Source organism: Chryseotalea sanaruensis, assembly GCF_003990915.1.
Classification (GTDB): Bacteria; Bacteroidota; Bacteroidia; order Cytophagales; family Cyclobacteriaceae; genus Chryseotalea; species Chryseotalea sanaruensis.
In genome coordinates, this window is the sequence record NZ_BHXQ01000002.1 from 39048 (window position 1) to 51926 (window position 12879).

Genomic DNA, 12879 nt, shown 5'->3' on the forward strand with positions numbered 1-12879 from the left:
TAAAAATCAATCCAGAAAAAAATATCCATTTTTGCTCAATATTGGTGCTTTATTCATCCTCATAATATGATAAACGTCACCAACAAATAGATTCGTATTTTCGTTATAGTTGCATCATGAGTGAAATTGGTAATTCTAAGACCCAAATAGCCCTTCCCTTGGTACTTTGTGTAGGTTTGGCAGCGGGCATTTTTATTGGCAGCAAACTTTCTTCTGGCAATCGTTTATCTAGCGATGTGGGCAAAGACGTTCAGAAATTTAGAGAGGCGCTTACTTATATTCAAAAAGATTATGTGGACAAGGTGAATACCAATGAATTGGTAGATGATGCCATTGAGCACATGCTGACCAAACTTGATCCTCACTCCACTTATATTGCAGCACGTGATACTTCTCAGGCAAATGAAAGTCTTCGGGGTAATTTTGATGGCATAGGTGTTGAGTTTAACATTTTCAATGACACTATTACAGTAGTTACACCGTTGAGCGGAGGGCCCTCAGAAGCCTTGGGTATTCGCTCTGGCGATAAGATTATTAAAGTAGACAGCATCCTCGTTGCGGGTATTGGTGTTACTAATGCCGATGTAATGCGCTATTTAAAAGGTCCACGTGGTACTGAGGTTAGAGTATCAATATCACGAAGAGGAGTTGCTGAATTACTTGAGTACACCATAATACGGGATAAAATACCTACTTATTCTGTAGATGTTGCCTACATGGTTGATAACGAGATTGGTTACATTAAAGTAAGCCGCTTTGCTGCAACAACATATAAGGAATTTGAAGAATCGCTGAAAAAATTGAAGAGCCAGGGCATGAAAAAACTTGTGCTGGATTTACAAGGTAATCCAGGTGGTTATATGGACATGGCCATCAGTATGCTGGATGATTTCCTGCCTTCAGGCAATAAAATTGTTTTTACAAAAGGTAAAGCTAGTCGTTATGATCAGGACGCATTCGCTACTAATAAAGGTTCTTTTGAGGAGGGCGATTTAATTGTTTTAGTAAACGAAGGCAGCGCTTCAGCCTCTGAAATTGTTGCTGGTGCACTGCAAGATAATGACAGGGCTTTGTTGGTAGGCCGCAGAACTTTTGGGAAGGGCCTTGTTCAAACTACTTTTGATCTGGATGGTGGAGCAGAAATGCGTCTGACCATTTCACGGTACTACACACCGAGTGGTCGTTCTATTCAGAAACCTTATGACGATGGCACCGAATACGATCGTGATATTGTAAGTCGATACACACGAGGTGAATTTTTCCATTCGGACAGTATCAAGTTTAACGATTCACTCAAGTACACCACTCAAAACGGTCGCACGGTATATGGTGGTGGTGGCATTATGCCCGACTATTTTGTGTCACTGGATACAACCTTGAACAGTCATTACCTGAACGAACTTTATATATCCAATACTATTAATGAATACACATTCGACTATGCAGATAAGAATCGAGAAGCATTGGAGAAAATGGGATGGGACAAGTTTTACAAAACCTTTGTTGTAAGCGACCAAATGCTTGATGAACTCGTGGCTGCCGGCAAGCGTGCAAAGGTTAAACCAGATTATCAGGAGCTTAGAGAAAGAAAGAAAGTTTTCCAGATACACGTGAAAGCACAAATTGCTCGAAAAATCTGGGGCAATGCCGGCTTCTTCCCTGTTTTTAATGAAACAAATGAAGTGTTTCTTCAGGCTATTAAAATGTTTGATCGCTTGCCAGAATTAAACCGACAAAAAATGTGAGACTGAATATGGTTTGTACAAAGTAATTCTACACATTTGAGCGCTTATGAAAGTAGAGATTCCGTTACTTATACTTAGTTCTTTAGTCATTTTCTCTTACATCTTTGATCTTTTTGCACGCAAAGCAAAGATCCCTTCGATATTATTACTATTAGCCACTGGTGTTGGGTTGCAATTTGCAGCTTCTTACTTTGGTTTCTCTACTTTAACGCTCCAGCGCATACTCCCACTAATGGGTACAGTTGGTCTGATCTTGATTGTGCTTGAAGGGTCGCTAGAATTGAAACTTACCAGTGACAAAAAAACTCTTTTGAAACAATCTCTGGCAGCCTCCTTTTTTATTTTACTTGGCACCACCTTTGCAATCACATTATTGTTCTATTACCTGACGGAATCCTCATTACGAAGCGCCTTCATCAACGCTATTCCCTTCAGTATAATCAGCTCGGCTATTGCAATACCTTCAGCCTCCAGTTTACCCGAAGCGCGTAAAGAGTTTGTTGTTTACGAATCATCACTCTCAGATATTTTTGGCATCATGCTCTTTAATTTTGCCATTACAAATACTAACTATGGTTTTATGTCCTTTTCAAAATTGATAGGAGAAACTGTTGTTATAACAATATTGTCTGCTACTTTTTGTATTGCTCTTTTATACTTGTTGTCGCGCATCACGCACCGCCTGAAATTTTTCCTGGTAATTTCTGTATTAGTGCTTGTGTATGCCTTTGGTAAGTTTTATCATTTATCATCGTTGGTTATCGTTCTTGTCTTTGGATTGTTTCTTAGCAACGCAACCGCTATTCGCTCAACATTCTTTAGAAGGTTTTTCCTTTATAAAAATTATGATCAGGATCTCGAGCAGCTGCATTTACTTTCGGGTGAGTCCGCTTTTCTTGTACGCACTTTTTTCTTTCTTATTTTCGGATTAAGTTTAGATTTGACCTCTTTAGCTAATGTTCAAGTTTTTCTGGCAGGCATACTTATTGCGGTTCTAATTTATCTTGTCCGTTTCGTCTATCAGAAAATCTGGATGAAAAGTGCCACAGTTACTGAATTGCTTTTATCGCCACGTGGCTTAATCAGTATTTTGCTATTTATGAGTATTCCTGAAGACCAACGCATTGTTGAGGTGAGCGAGGGGGTGATGCTGCTCGTTATACTACTTACAAGCATTATCATGACAATAGGGTTGCTAAGAGCTAAACCAGGTGAAGCCAATCCATAAATAATTTCGTAAATTGCTCTAAGATCAAAATCATTATTTATGTTTTACCACAAGCTAGGCAATATTCCCCCAAAACGTCATACACAGTTTCGTCAACCCGATGGCAGTTTGTATAAAGAAGAACTTGTGAGCTCAGAGGGTTTTTCAAACATCTACTCTAATCTTTATCACATTAATGCACCCACACGGATAAAAGCTATTATCAAACAAGAACCTTATGGTGCAAAACGAATCGATGATTATAGTCTTCGTCAAACGCATTTAAATACATCTAAGGTAACAAGCACTGGTAACGATTATCTGAGTGCCCGTAAAGTACTTCTGATGAATAATGATTGCTCCATTTCCATCTGCTCGCCCACGCAACGCAAAATGGATTATTTCTATAAAAATGCTGAAGGCGATGAAGTAATCTATATACATGATGGTAAGGGTGTTTTAATTTCACAATTTGGGAAATTAGAAATTCGTCAAGGTGATTATGTAGTAATTCCGCGCACTGTAATTTATAAATTGGAGTTTGAAGAAGGCCCATTGCGTCTACTCATAGTGGAGTCAGCTTCACCCATCGAAACACCTAATCGCTATAGAAACGAACTGGGGCAACTACTTGAGCATGCACCGTTTTGCGAGCGCGATATCAGACCTCCACATGAATTAGTGACTGACAGAACTAAAGGCGATTTTTTAATGAAGATTAAAAAGCAAGGCTATCTGCACCACTACATGTATGATTACAGCCCACTTGATCTTGTAGGATGGGATGGCTTCTTATGGCCTTATGCATTTTCTATACACGATTTTGAACCCATTACTGGTCGCATACACCAACCACCTCCAGTGCACCAGACTTTCCAGGCACGCAACTTTGTAATCTGTTCTTTTGTGCCGCGCTTATTTGATTATCATCCGCTTGCAATTCCTGCCCCGTATAATCACAGCAACATCGACAGTGATGAAGTTTTGTATTATGCTGAAGGGAATTTTATGAGTCGCAGAGGTATAGAGCGTGGCTCATTTACACTGCATCCTGGTGGGTTACCACATGGTCCACATCCTGGAACAGTTGAAAAAAGTATTGGCGCGAAAGAAACGCATGAGCTTGCAGTAATGATCGATACTTTTAAACCACTCTATCTTACTACTGATTCATTAGAATTTCTTGATAAAAATTATCCAATGAGTTGGACTGATGCTTCTACAGAACCTTTTAATGAAGTGAATACACCATAAAACCATGTGGAGACTTTTACCCTATTTAATCTTTTGGTTTCTGGGGATTTTGTTTGGCAGTATTGGTGGTTACTACTATTTCTTTTACAAACAACTTCTACAAGAGGGTAAAACTGTTAAAGGAGTTGTTATGCTGCATTATCATGGGCGTGGAGAAAGATTCGCACCTATTATCGACTATACAATTGAGGGTAAAAGACTTGTTCATGAACATCAACCTGCCATACGTGGAGGAAAGGAATTATACCCTCTTAGGTCAACGGTAGAACTACTCTACATACCCGGGGATCCTGAAAGGGTAGCTCTCAAAAGCGTTGTTGATACACAATGGCTTTTCTATGTTTTCTATGGCTCAATTTTACTATTTCTGCTAATCCCTTTACTGATTTTCATCTATACACGATTTAAATAGTCAAATTCCTCTTACAGAACAGAAGTACTGCGCAATTTCTCTTCGTTTTAAAATCGATACACAATCTTTATCTGTCATAGTGTGATGATGACAAATGAATAGCTCTATGTTCGTGGTCTCTGGTTTAAAAAATGTGCTATTTTCATTTTCGTTCTATTTTTCGTTAACAAAATCATCTGCATCAAGATTTGCAGGATAGAAGGATGAACAGGATTAAAATATAATGAATAAAATATGGTGATGAATATAATAAATGAGATTTGATTTACTCAAACTACTTAACATTAATGCAACCAATACAGCAGTCTGTATCAGGATTTGAAAGCAATGAAGGAAGAGGAAATCACTTATAAGATAATAGGTTGTGCAATGAAAATACACAACCCGTTTGGTAACGGCTTCCAGGAAGTTATTTATCAGCGATGAATTGGAGCGTGCTCGTTTAGGTTTTGGAAGAGAATTAGAGCAGATTATTTATTATGAAGGTATTAGTGTAGGCACAAGAAGAGCGGATTTTATTGTTGAGAATGGCATCGTTGTTGAACTCAAAGCAGTTATTAATCCTGAGGATGTACACCTTGCCCAAGCTAAAAATTATGTAGTCGCTTATGACATGGCAACCGGGTTACTTATCAACTTTGGCGCAACAAGTTTGCAATACAAGAAAATTTTTAATTCCAAGTATAACCCAGTTAAAAATCCTGTTGTTCCGAAAACTCAATAAATCCTGACGCAATCAAGTTTTAAAAATTTCAATTTATCCGCAACCTAGTAAACCTGATGCAGACACTGTATTAAGATTCTGTAAATTCTTTAATCTCAAAAAATCCTGAAACTGACGATGCTTTGAGTGCAAATGAATTATTGAGCTATCTGAAAAGAAGTACAATACTTTAGCAACTATCCAAAAAGAAATCCTGTCAATCCTACAATCCTATAAATCGTGATACAGACTATTCTACTAAGCTAAACGAGCAACCAAGCATTTTAAAAAAAGGACTGTAGTCTACATACCTGCCCAAATAAAAATCCTATCAATTCTCAAATCAAGTAAATCCTGATCCACACATTTTTGATTACCTGTGACTCCTCTTACCTATAAAAATAAACAAAGCAGCTGTCGATGCAAATAGAGCCAACAAAACCAGACTATTCAAGACAACCTTTAGTAAACCTAACGAATTTATATCAACAAACGGATAAGGATAAAACTCGGATAGATTCCCACGAAAGAGAATAAAGAAAAGATAAATAAGTGGATATAAAAGCCATACCGGCAAAGCGCTCCATCTTAACTCATTCTTTGCTTCATAAAAGTACCAAAAGCATATTACCAGCAAAGGGTTTACAGAATGAAGCAGTTCATCAACCAACCTTTGCAAACCCATTGGCTCCCAAATTTGTCGTAGCACCAGTTGATAAACTAAACATACGATAGTAATATAAACTGTAAGCGCGGTGAGAGAGCCTGGTTTATGAACAAGACTATTCCTATTTTCTTTCGAGAAAAAAATGACAGTGAAATAAATCGCCACTAATGAATTCGTCAATATTGTGAAGTAACTAAAAAAGCGAATAGTTATCTCACTAAGCGTGTGTTCACTGTTTTGAATCATTAAATAGTATTGAGCAATGACTGCAAACCAGGCAATGGCGGCAAACAGTAATGAAATTTTCTTTTTCATTTGAGTAGATTTACAAAAAGAATAATTTTCCTATTTAAAAAAATTAAAAGCTATTAAAATAAAAATATTTTCAATCCTCAAATCATATTAATCCTGATCAAGACTTCTTCTGCCTCACCAAAAAACCAAAAGCTGCTGCTGTAAAAAACATTAACAAACTATAAATGGCAGGTGGCACTGACATAGCAGAGTTATTCAACACATTTAATGCAATGTAAATGGCAAGTGTGCCATTATGAATGCCAATCTCCATACCAATGGCAATGGCTTGCTTCTTCTCTACTTTAAAAAATTGCGGCACATAATATCCTATGGCCATACTCAACACATTGAATAATAATATGGGTAAGCCCAACTCACCTGAATAATCAATCAGTACTTGCTTCTCACGAATGGTAACCGAAACAATAATGATCAGTAATACCAATGCTGATAAAATTTTTACCGGCTTATCCATTCGTTGTGCAAAAGAAGGCGCTTTACTTTTTATAAGCATACCAATGGTAACAGGCACTAAAACAATCGCGAAAACCTCTACTACTTTTTTAAATTGTATAGGCACATACTGACCCGAATCCAAAAAATAATCAAGAGAAAGATTTACAAGAAATGGCAGCGTAAACAAAGTTAGTACACTATTAACCGCAGTAAGTGTGATGTTCAACGCAACATCACCATTAGAGAGATGGCTATATAAGTTTGCGGTGGCACCTCCGGGAGAAGCGGCCAGCAACATTAAGCCAACTGCCAGCACAGGATTTAAATTAAATACTATGACTAAACCAAAGCACACCAATGGCAGAAGTACCATCTGGCAGAATAATGCGATGGTCATAGCCTTAGGGTACTTTGTAAGGCGTTTAAAATCTTCAATGGATAACGATAACCCCAAGCCCAACATAATAATCCCAAGGGCAATCGGGAGGAATAAGGAGGTAAGATCGGACTGCTGCATAGATAAATGGTTTAAGCTAAAATACTTATTTTATCGTTCGTATCCTTAACTTTAGACTTACGTTATAAACATCATGCAGAAATTTTCTATCCCCATTCAAATTCGTTGGTCTGATATTGATCAAAATAGACATTTACGTCACAGTGTTTATTACGATTATGGAGCTATGGCCAGAATTGAGTTCTTAAATAGTCATGGCCTAACCTCAGAAAAATTTGAGGAATTACATATGGGACCCATATTATTCAGGGAAGAGGCTATTTTTAGAAGAGAGATTAAATTTGGCGATAGCGTTACAGTTGATGTTGAACTGGTAAAAGCAAGTGCTGATTATTCAAGATGGAGTATGCGTCATAATTTTATTAAACCTGACGGAACACTATCAGCCATTATTAATATTGATGGGGCCTGGATAAATATAGTGGAGCGCAAGATTGCTATACCCACTCCCTTTATCCAAAATATTTTTAATGATTTGCCCAAGGCAAAAGATTTCAGCATGATTGATCTGAGTAAAAAATAAAACTTAGTTGATAACTAGGTTGCTTTATTTATGTTAGAGGATTTTGATTTTCTTATTGGTCAGTGGAAAGTGATTAACAACCGCTTAAAAAGCTGGATGAGCGATTGCCACGAGTGGTACCAGTTTGAATCACAGCATACCGAGAAAAAACACAGTCTTGGCTCAGGCAATTTTGCTGTTCATCAATACGTTTTCAACCACGCCTTATACGAACGAAGTATCCTTAGAAAATTCAACGACCACCATCAGTTCTGGGAAATCAACAGGATGGATCAAATGTCTTCACTCGCTCTTCAATCTTTGAAGGGCACCTTTTGGAAAAACAAAGGCTCTTTCATTTCAAGAGGCTTATTGAATGAGCAAGAAATTTTGGTCTGGGCAGAATGGACAAAAGTGAATAGTAATTTTGCCTATTGGGAGCAATCTGTTTCGAATGACAATGGCGCTACTTGGGAGTTAAATTGGATTATGGATTTTAAAAGGATAAGCTAACGAATACATGCTAAAAATAAAGCATTGATTTCATACATGAGAAAATTTCACTCTATCAATAATATTCTTAAATAATAAAGGCCTGTAAGTTTACAGACCTTTATTATTTAATCAGAATACTCTTTTACACCAACTCCGCAATCACGGTTTCTCCACCAGTAGTCACATCGTTAATGTTAACATTCACTTTTACATCCAATGGCAAGTAAATATCAACACGTGAACCAAACTTGATAAAACCAAACTCCTGGCCCTGATCAAGTTTATCACCTTCTTTTACATACCATTTAATCCTCCGCGCTAAAGCTCCTGCAATTTGTCTGAAAAGCACTTCAGTGCCAGCTTGTGTTTTTACCACAACAGTTGTGCGTTCATTTTCTGTACTTGATTTAGGATGCCATGCTACTAAATATTTTCCAGGATGATATTTAAAGTAGCTGATAGAACCTGCAGCAGGCATCCTGTTTACGTGAACATTAAAAGGAGACATGAAAATTGAAATCTGCTTACGCTTTCCTTTAAAGTATTCTGGTTCCTCCGCTTCTTCAATCACTACAACTTTACCATCAGCAGGTGCTATAATGTGCTTAGGATTTTTTGCAGTATTACGTGATGGATTTCTGAAAAACTGTAGCACAATTAAAAAGAAAACCAAACCTACCCCTATAACCACATTTCGAATAATATTCTGGCTCGGTAAGAAGTAATCAAAGCTATAAATAATAGCTACTAAAATAATCAGTAAAACAAATAACAATGTTCTTCCTTCGCGATGTATCATGTGTTAATATTCAGGGGTTGGAAAATAGAAATCAGAATTTAAAATATAGTATCGGTGAAAAATAAGTACAGCAAGCCTTTCGACCTGCTGTACAAAATTAGATAATATCTTCAATTGTCAATTACTCATCGACCCCTGAAAATCGGCTTAATATCCTCCGCGGTACTTATAAGTCTTAGCTACTTTATCGATAGCCACCATATAAGCAGCAATACGCATAGGCACTTTATAGTCTTGTGAAGTTTTATAAACGTTATTAAAAGCATCCTTCATAATCCTGTCACTTCTGCGGTTTACACGATCAGCCGTCCATTTATATCCTAAGCGGTTTTGCACCCACTCAAAGTATGAAACCGTTACACCTCCGGCATTTGCTAAGATATCAGGCACTACCATGATACCCTTTTCATTAATGATAGCATCAGCCTTAGATGAAGTAGGTCCATTAGCACCTTCTACAATCAATTTTGCTCTGATATGAGGTGCATTCGTGGCTGTAATCTGATCTTCCATTGCAGCAGGTACTAATACATCTACAGGTAATGTCAACAAATCATCATTGCTAATCATGCTTGCCTCTGTGAAGCCCGCCAATGAACCTTTGTTCATGTCGCGGTAAGCAACTGCCTTTTCGATATCAATACCTTTTTCATTGTAATAAGCACCAGATACATCGCTGATCGCCTGAATAATCAAACCACGCTCATGGAGCAAACGCGCTGCCCATGAACCCACGTTACCAAAGCCTTGCACTGCACAAGTTGCTTTGTAAGGGTTGATCTTTAATTTCTCCATAGCCGCTAAAGCAGTTACCATAACACCGCGACCTGTTGCTTCTGTGCGGCCCAAAGAGCCACCCATTACAATAGGTTTACCAGTAACCACTGCGTTAACAGTCATACCTTGTGTTTTAGAATATTCATCCATCAACCAAGCCATTTCGCGAGGCCCTGTACCCATATCTGGAGCAGGAATATCTTTGTCCGGCCCGAAAATATCAATCATCGCGCTTGTATAGGCGCGAGTTAAGCGTTCAATTTCACCAGCTGACATGGTACGTGGGTTGCAAGTAATACCACCTTTTGCACCACCGTAGGGGATATCCACAACAGCACATTTCCAAGTCATCCAGGCTGCCAATGCTTTAACCTCGTCAATGTTTACATGTTCATCATAGCGGATGCCACCTTTTGATGGACCAAGAATGGTGGAGTGGATAACTCTGTAGCCTTCGAATACCTGGATATGACCGCTATCCATGGTAATTGGGAGTGAGACAATCACCTGCTTGGCAGGATTTTTTAATACGTTATAAACTTCTTCTTCCAGACCTAACTTCTCCGATGCCACCTTAAAGCGTGACATCATGGCCTCAAACGGATTTTCTTTGTCTGCGAGTGGAGCCGGTTCTATGTATCCCATAAAGTTTTATTGATTTTGAATTTTCTTGTGCTCAGTGTCTATTTTTAACCCTGCGATTTTTACGAATCCACGAAGGTGCCGCAAAGATAGCAAAATACCATTTTCCACCTTAAGCAATCGTGTGAAAGCCTTTACAGTATTATTTGAAGACAACCATTTATTGGTGGTAAACAAGGCGGCTGGAATACTGGTTCAAGGGGATGCGACAGGCGATAGGCCTTTAGTAGAACTTTGTAAGGATTACATCGCAAAAAAGTACGATAAACCAGGGGCCGTTTTTCTGGGTGTTGTTCACCGGTTAGACAGGCCAGTAAGCGGTATTGTAGTATTGGCCAGAACAAGTAAGGCTTTAGAGCGCATGAATGAGCTTTTTCGGTCGAGGCAAACCAAAAAAACCTACTGGGCTCTGGTAAAAAACAAACCTAGGATAGTAGAAGATACACTCGTTCATTGGCTGCAAAAGGATGAGCGCAAGAATAAAACAACAGCTTTTAATAAAGAAACCACCGGGGCACTGCTTTCTGAGTTGAGCTATCGCTTAATAAAGCCTGTAGCTGATCACTATTTGTTGGAGGTTAATCCGGTTACAGGCAGACCTCACCAAATTAGGGTGCAGTTAGCCAGTATAGGCTGTGTAATCCGGGGAGATGTTAAATATGGCCACCCTATGGCTAATGAGGATGCATCCATTAATTTACATGCCAGAAAACTATCTTTTATTCACCCGGTTAAAAAGGAACTGATTGAATTTGAAGCACCTTTACCAGAAGAAGAATATTGGAATAAAGTATGAGCAAATCGTGGACTGAGAAATTAAAAGAACGCTGGCAGCTAAAAAGTGCCTGGCAGGTATTGGTAGTCTTGCTTGTTTTTGCGTGCACTGGATTTACTGTGCTCTTTATCAAAAAACCTATCCTTAATTTTTTTGCCAGTGAAGCAGGAGACAGCACACTAGCATCTGTACTTTACTATATTTTTATATTGCCCCTATACAATGTTATCTTATTGATATACGGTTTTGTGTTTGGCCAGTTCGAATTTTTCTGGGCTTTTGAAAAGCGTTTCTTCTCGCGTATAAGGAATTTGTTTTCGCGGAAGAAAAACTAGAGGTCGGAGGTAGTTGCTACAAGTTAAAAGCCGATTACTTTAACCCACAGTTACTTCAGTGAAGCTCTCGGTTTTAAAATATTTGGCTGCACAATGTTGTAGGTCTTCGGCCTGTATAACGTTTACACGGTTTATCATCAGCTGGTAATAGTCGGAAGGCAGCTCATTCAGCAAAATGATTTTAAACTTATCCCCATGAGCAAAAGCAGTGGTAACTTCTGATTGAAGTGATCCTATAAAATGATTGCGTGCTGTTTCCAGCTCGGTGTTGCTCACCGGTACTTGTGCGAGTTTTTCTAGTTCTTTTTTAATTTCAAGCATAGTGAGTTCACGATTTTCGCAATTCACGTCTGCACCAATAATAAAATATGATTCGCGTAAGAGCGATTGTACCGATGAAAAAATCCCATAGGTAAGCCCCTTATCTTCCCGAATATTTTTCATCAATCGTGAGCCGAAATAACCTCCTAATAAATGGGTAGTAAATAAGAGGTCAAAAAAATCAGGATGCTGGCGACTAATAATGCGTTTACCATAGCGTATTGTGCTCTGTACGCTTCCTTCTTTAGCTCGATACTCTGTTATTGCAACAGGCATTAAGAAAGATGCTTCCTTTCCGTTTATTTTTCCTGTTGGTAGCTGATCCAAAAATTGCGTCAGCACCTTAAGTGTAGTGTCATTTACATGACCAGATACTACCACTTGAAAGTTTACTAGAAAACTTTTCAGATAAGAAGCGAGTTTTTCTCTTTCTACTTGTTCAATAGCATGAGCATCTAACTCTCTCCCGTAAGGATGGTCACCAAAAATAGCTTTACGGAAATACTTACCTGCCAGATAACTGGTTTTCTCCTCGTTAACCTTCAGATTTTGGAGCGCTATATTTTTTGAAAGCATTAATTCCTGTTCCGGAAAAATTGCCTCATGAATTAACTCCCCAACTACTTCTAAAACTTCACTTAAATTTCTACTTAGCGAGTAAATTGTAATAGAAAAAAAATCATTACCGGCACTTATGTCAAGATGGGCTCCGTATGCATCAAATAAGGAGGCCAGCTGAAAACTGCTTTTCGTCTTAGTCCCCTTATCAAGTTGTGATGCGGAAAAATGAGCTGTGCCTGGTGAGGTCTCATACCATTTTCCTGCTTTGGCGATCAATTCAACGCGTACTACCTCTTGTGTTCCACCACTAAGCACGAACAGGTCTGTGCCTTTGGCTGACTTGTAATGCTGTGGTGTAAGCAGTGTTAGAACAGTATTTTTTTGAAAGGGTGGTGCTAAGGTTCTGTCGAGCAT

13 protein-coding genes and 1 pseudogene are annotated in these 12879 nt (G+C 38.5%); 9 read left to right on the forward strand and 5 right to left on the reverse strand.

The genetic code is table 11. The features are described from left to right. Positions 1-116: 116 nt before the first annotated feature. From SanaruYs_RS04645 to SanaruYs_RS04665, 5 genes and pseudogenes are all read left to right on the forward strand, one after another. Positions 117-1745 (forward strand): S41 family peptidase, encoded by a 1629-nt coding sequence (locus SanaruYs_RS04645; protein WP_127121374.1) that lies wholly within the window; start codon positions 117-119, stop codon positions 1743-1745. Positions 1746-1791: 46 nt separating this feature from the next. Further along, positions 1792-2973, forward strand: coding sequence for a cation:proton antiporter domain-containing protein (locus tag SanaruYs_RS04650; RefSeq protein ID WP_127121375.1), 1182 nt, complete (start codon positions 1792-1794; stop codon positions 2971-2973). A 39-nt stretch (positions 2974-3012) separates the two neighbouring features. Beyond that, positions 3013-4206 carry a homogentisate 1,2-dioxygenase gene (locus SanaruYs_RS04655; protein WP_127121376.1) on the forward strand — a complete coding sequence of 398 codons (1194 nt, stop codon included), beginning with the start codon at positions 3013-3015 and terminating at the stop codon, positions 4204-4206. A 4-nt stretch (positions 4207-4210) separates the two neighbouring features. Continuing rightward, positions 4211-4618, forward strand: coding sequence for a DUF3592 domain-containing protein (locus SanaruYs_RS04660; RefSeq protein ID WP_127121377.1), 408 nt, complete (start codon positions 4211-4213; stop codon positions 4616-4618). A 369-nt stretch (positions 4619-4987) separates the two neighbouring features. Beyond that, positions 4988-5342, forward strand: a pseudogene (locus tag SanaruYs_RS04665) (GxxExxY protein). 352 nt (positions 5343-5694) lie between these two features. Here the strand turns inward: SanaruYs_RS04665 and SanaruYs_RS04670 are convergent. Further along, the gene (locus SanaruYs_RS04670) at positions 5695-6303 is read right to left on the reverse strand and encodes a Pr6Pr family membrane protein (protein WP_127121378.1); all 609 of its coding nucleotides are present in this window, start codon (positions 6301-6303) and stop codon (positions 5695-5697) included. A gap of 97 nt (positions 6304-6400) precedes the next feature. Further along, positions 6401-7258: a bile acid:sodium symporter family protein gene (locus SanaruYs_RS04675; RefSeq protein WP_127121379.1), complete on the reverse strand. Its 858-nt coding sequence runs from the start codon at positions 7256-7258 to the stop codon at positions 6401-6403. Positions 7259-7331: 73 nt separating this feature from the next. Here SanaruYs_RS04675 and SanaruYs_RS04680 point away from each other — a divergent pair, with 73 nt between their 5' ends. After that, the gene (locus SanaruYs_RS04680) at positions 7332-7781 is read left to right on the forward strand and encodes an acyl-CoA thioesterase (protein WP_127121380.1); all 450 of its coding nucleotides are present in this window, start codon (positions 7332-7334) and stop codon (positions 7779-7781) included. 30 nt (positions 7782-7811) lie between these two features. After that, on the forward strand, positions 7812-8273 hold the full coding sequence (locus SanaruYs_RS04685) for a hypothetical protein (RefSeq protein ID WP_127121381.1): 462 nt from the start codon (positions 7812-7814) through the stop codon (positions 8271-8273). Positions 8274-8397: 124 nt separating this feature from the next. Here the strand turns inward: SanaruYs_RS04685 and SanaruYs_RS04690 are convergent, their stop codons facing one another. Together SanaruYs_RS04690 and SanaruYs_RS04695 are read right to left on the reverse strand one after the other, a co-directional pair. Next, positions 8398-9054, reverse strand: coding sequence for a phosphatidylserine decarboxylase family protein (locus SanaruYs_RS04690; protein WP_127121382.1), 657 nt, complete (start codon positions 9052-9054; stop codon positions 8398-8400). Positions 9055-9201: 147 nt separating this feature from the next. After that, positions 9202-10476, reverse strand: coding sequence for a Glu/Leu/Phe/Val family dehydrogenase (locus SanaruYs_RS04695; protein WP_127121383.1), 1275 nt, complete (start codon positions 10474-10476; stop codon positions 9202-9204). A gap of 121 nt (positions 10477-10597) precedes the next feature. Between SanaruYs_RS04695 and SanaruYs_RS04700 the strand changes: the two genes are divergently transcribed. Further along, positions 10598-11269 (forward strand): RluA family pseudouridine synthase, encoded by a 672-nt coding sequence (locus SanaruYs_RS04700; protein WP_246011842.1) that lies wholly within the window; start codon positions 10598-10600, stop codon positions 11267-11269. Beyond that, a complete protein-coding gene (locus tag SanaruYs_RS04705) occupies positions 11266-11583 on the forward strand; it encodes a DUF6787 family protein (protein WP_127121384.1) in 318 nt (105 codons plus the stop codon). The genes SanaruYs_RS04700 and SanaruYs_RS04705 overlap by 4 nt, the downstream gene beginning before the upstream one ends. A 39-nt stretch (positions 11584-11622) precedes the next feature. Here SanaruYs_RS04705 and SanaruYs_RS04710 read toward each other — a convergent pair whose 3' ends face one another. Next, positions 11623-12879 carry a M16 family metallopeptidase gene (locus tag SanaruYs_RS04710; RefSeq protein WP_127121385.1) on the reverse strand — a complete coding sequence of 419 codons (1257 nt, stop codon included), beginning with the start codon at positions 12877-12879 and terminating at the stop codon, positions 11623-11625.

Coding starts and splice junctions, on each gene's coding strand:
- SanaruYs_RS04680 (WP_127121380.1), top strand. CDS start 7,332: ATGCAGAAATTTTCTATCCCCATTCAAATTCGTTGGTCTGATATTGAT.
- SanaruYs_RS04670 (WP_127121378.1), bottom strand. CDS start 6,303: ATGAAAAAGAAAATTTCATTACTGTTTGCCGCCATTGCCTGGTTTGCA.
- SanaruYs_RS04660 (WP_127121377.1), top strand. CDS start 4,211: ATGTGGAGACTTTTACCCTATTTAATCTTTTGGTTTCTGGGGATTTTG.
- SanaruYs_RS04645 (WP_127121374.1), top strand. CDS start 117: ATGAGTGAAATTGGTAATTCTAAGACCCAAATAGCCCTTCCCTTGGTA.
- SanaruYs_RS04685 (WP_127121381.1), top strand. CDS start 7,812: ATGTTAGAGGATTTTGATTTTCTTATTGGTCAGTGGAAAGTGATTAAC.
- SanaruYs_RS04710 (WP_127121385.1), bottom strand. CDS start 12,879: ATGCTCGACAGAACCTTAGCACCACCCTTTCAAAAAAATACTGTTCTA.
- SanaruYs_RS04655 (WP_127121376.1), top strand. CDS start 3,013: ATGTTTTACCACAAGCTAGGCAATATTCCCCCAAAACGTCATACACAG.
- SanaruYs_RS04650 (WP_127121375.1), top strand. CDS start 1,792: ATGAAAGTAGAGATTCCGTTACTTATACTTAGTTCTTTAGTCATTTTC.
- SanaruYs_RS04705 (WP_127121384.1), top strand. CDS start 11,266: ATGAGCAAATCGTGGACTGAGAAATTAAAAGAACGCTGGCAGCTAAAA.
- SanaruYs_RS04675 (WP_127121379.1), bottom strand. CDS start 7,258: ATGCAGCAGTCCGATCTTACCTCCTTATTCCTCCCGATTGCCCTTGGG.
- SanaruYs_RS04695 (WP_127121383.1), bottom strand. CDS start 10,476: ATGGGATACATAGAACCGGCTCCACTCGCAGACAAAGAAAATCCGTTT.
- SanaruYs_RS04690 (WP_127121382.1), bottom strand. CDS start 9,054: ATGATACATCGCGAAGGAAGAACATTGTTATTTGTTTTACTGATTATT.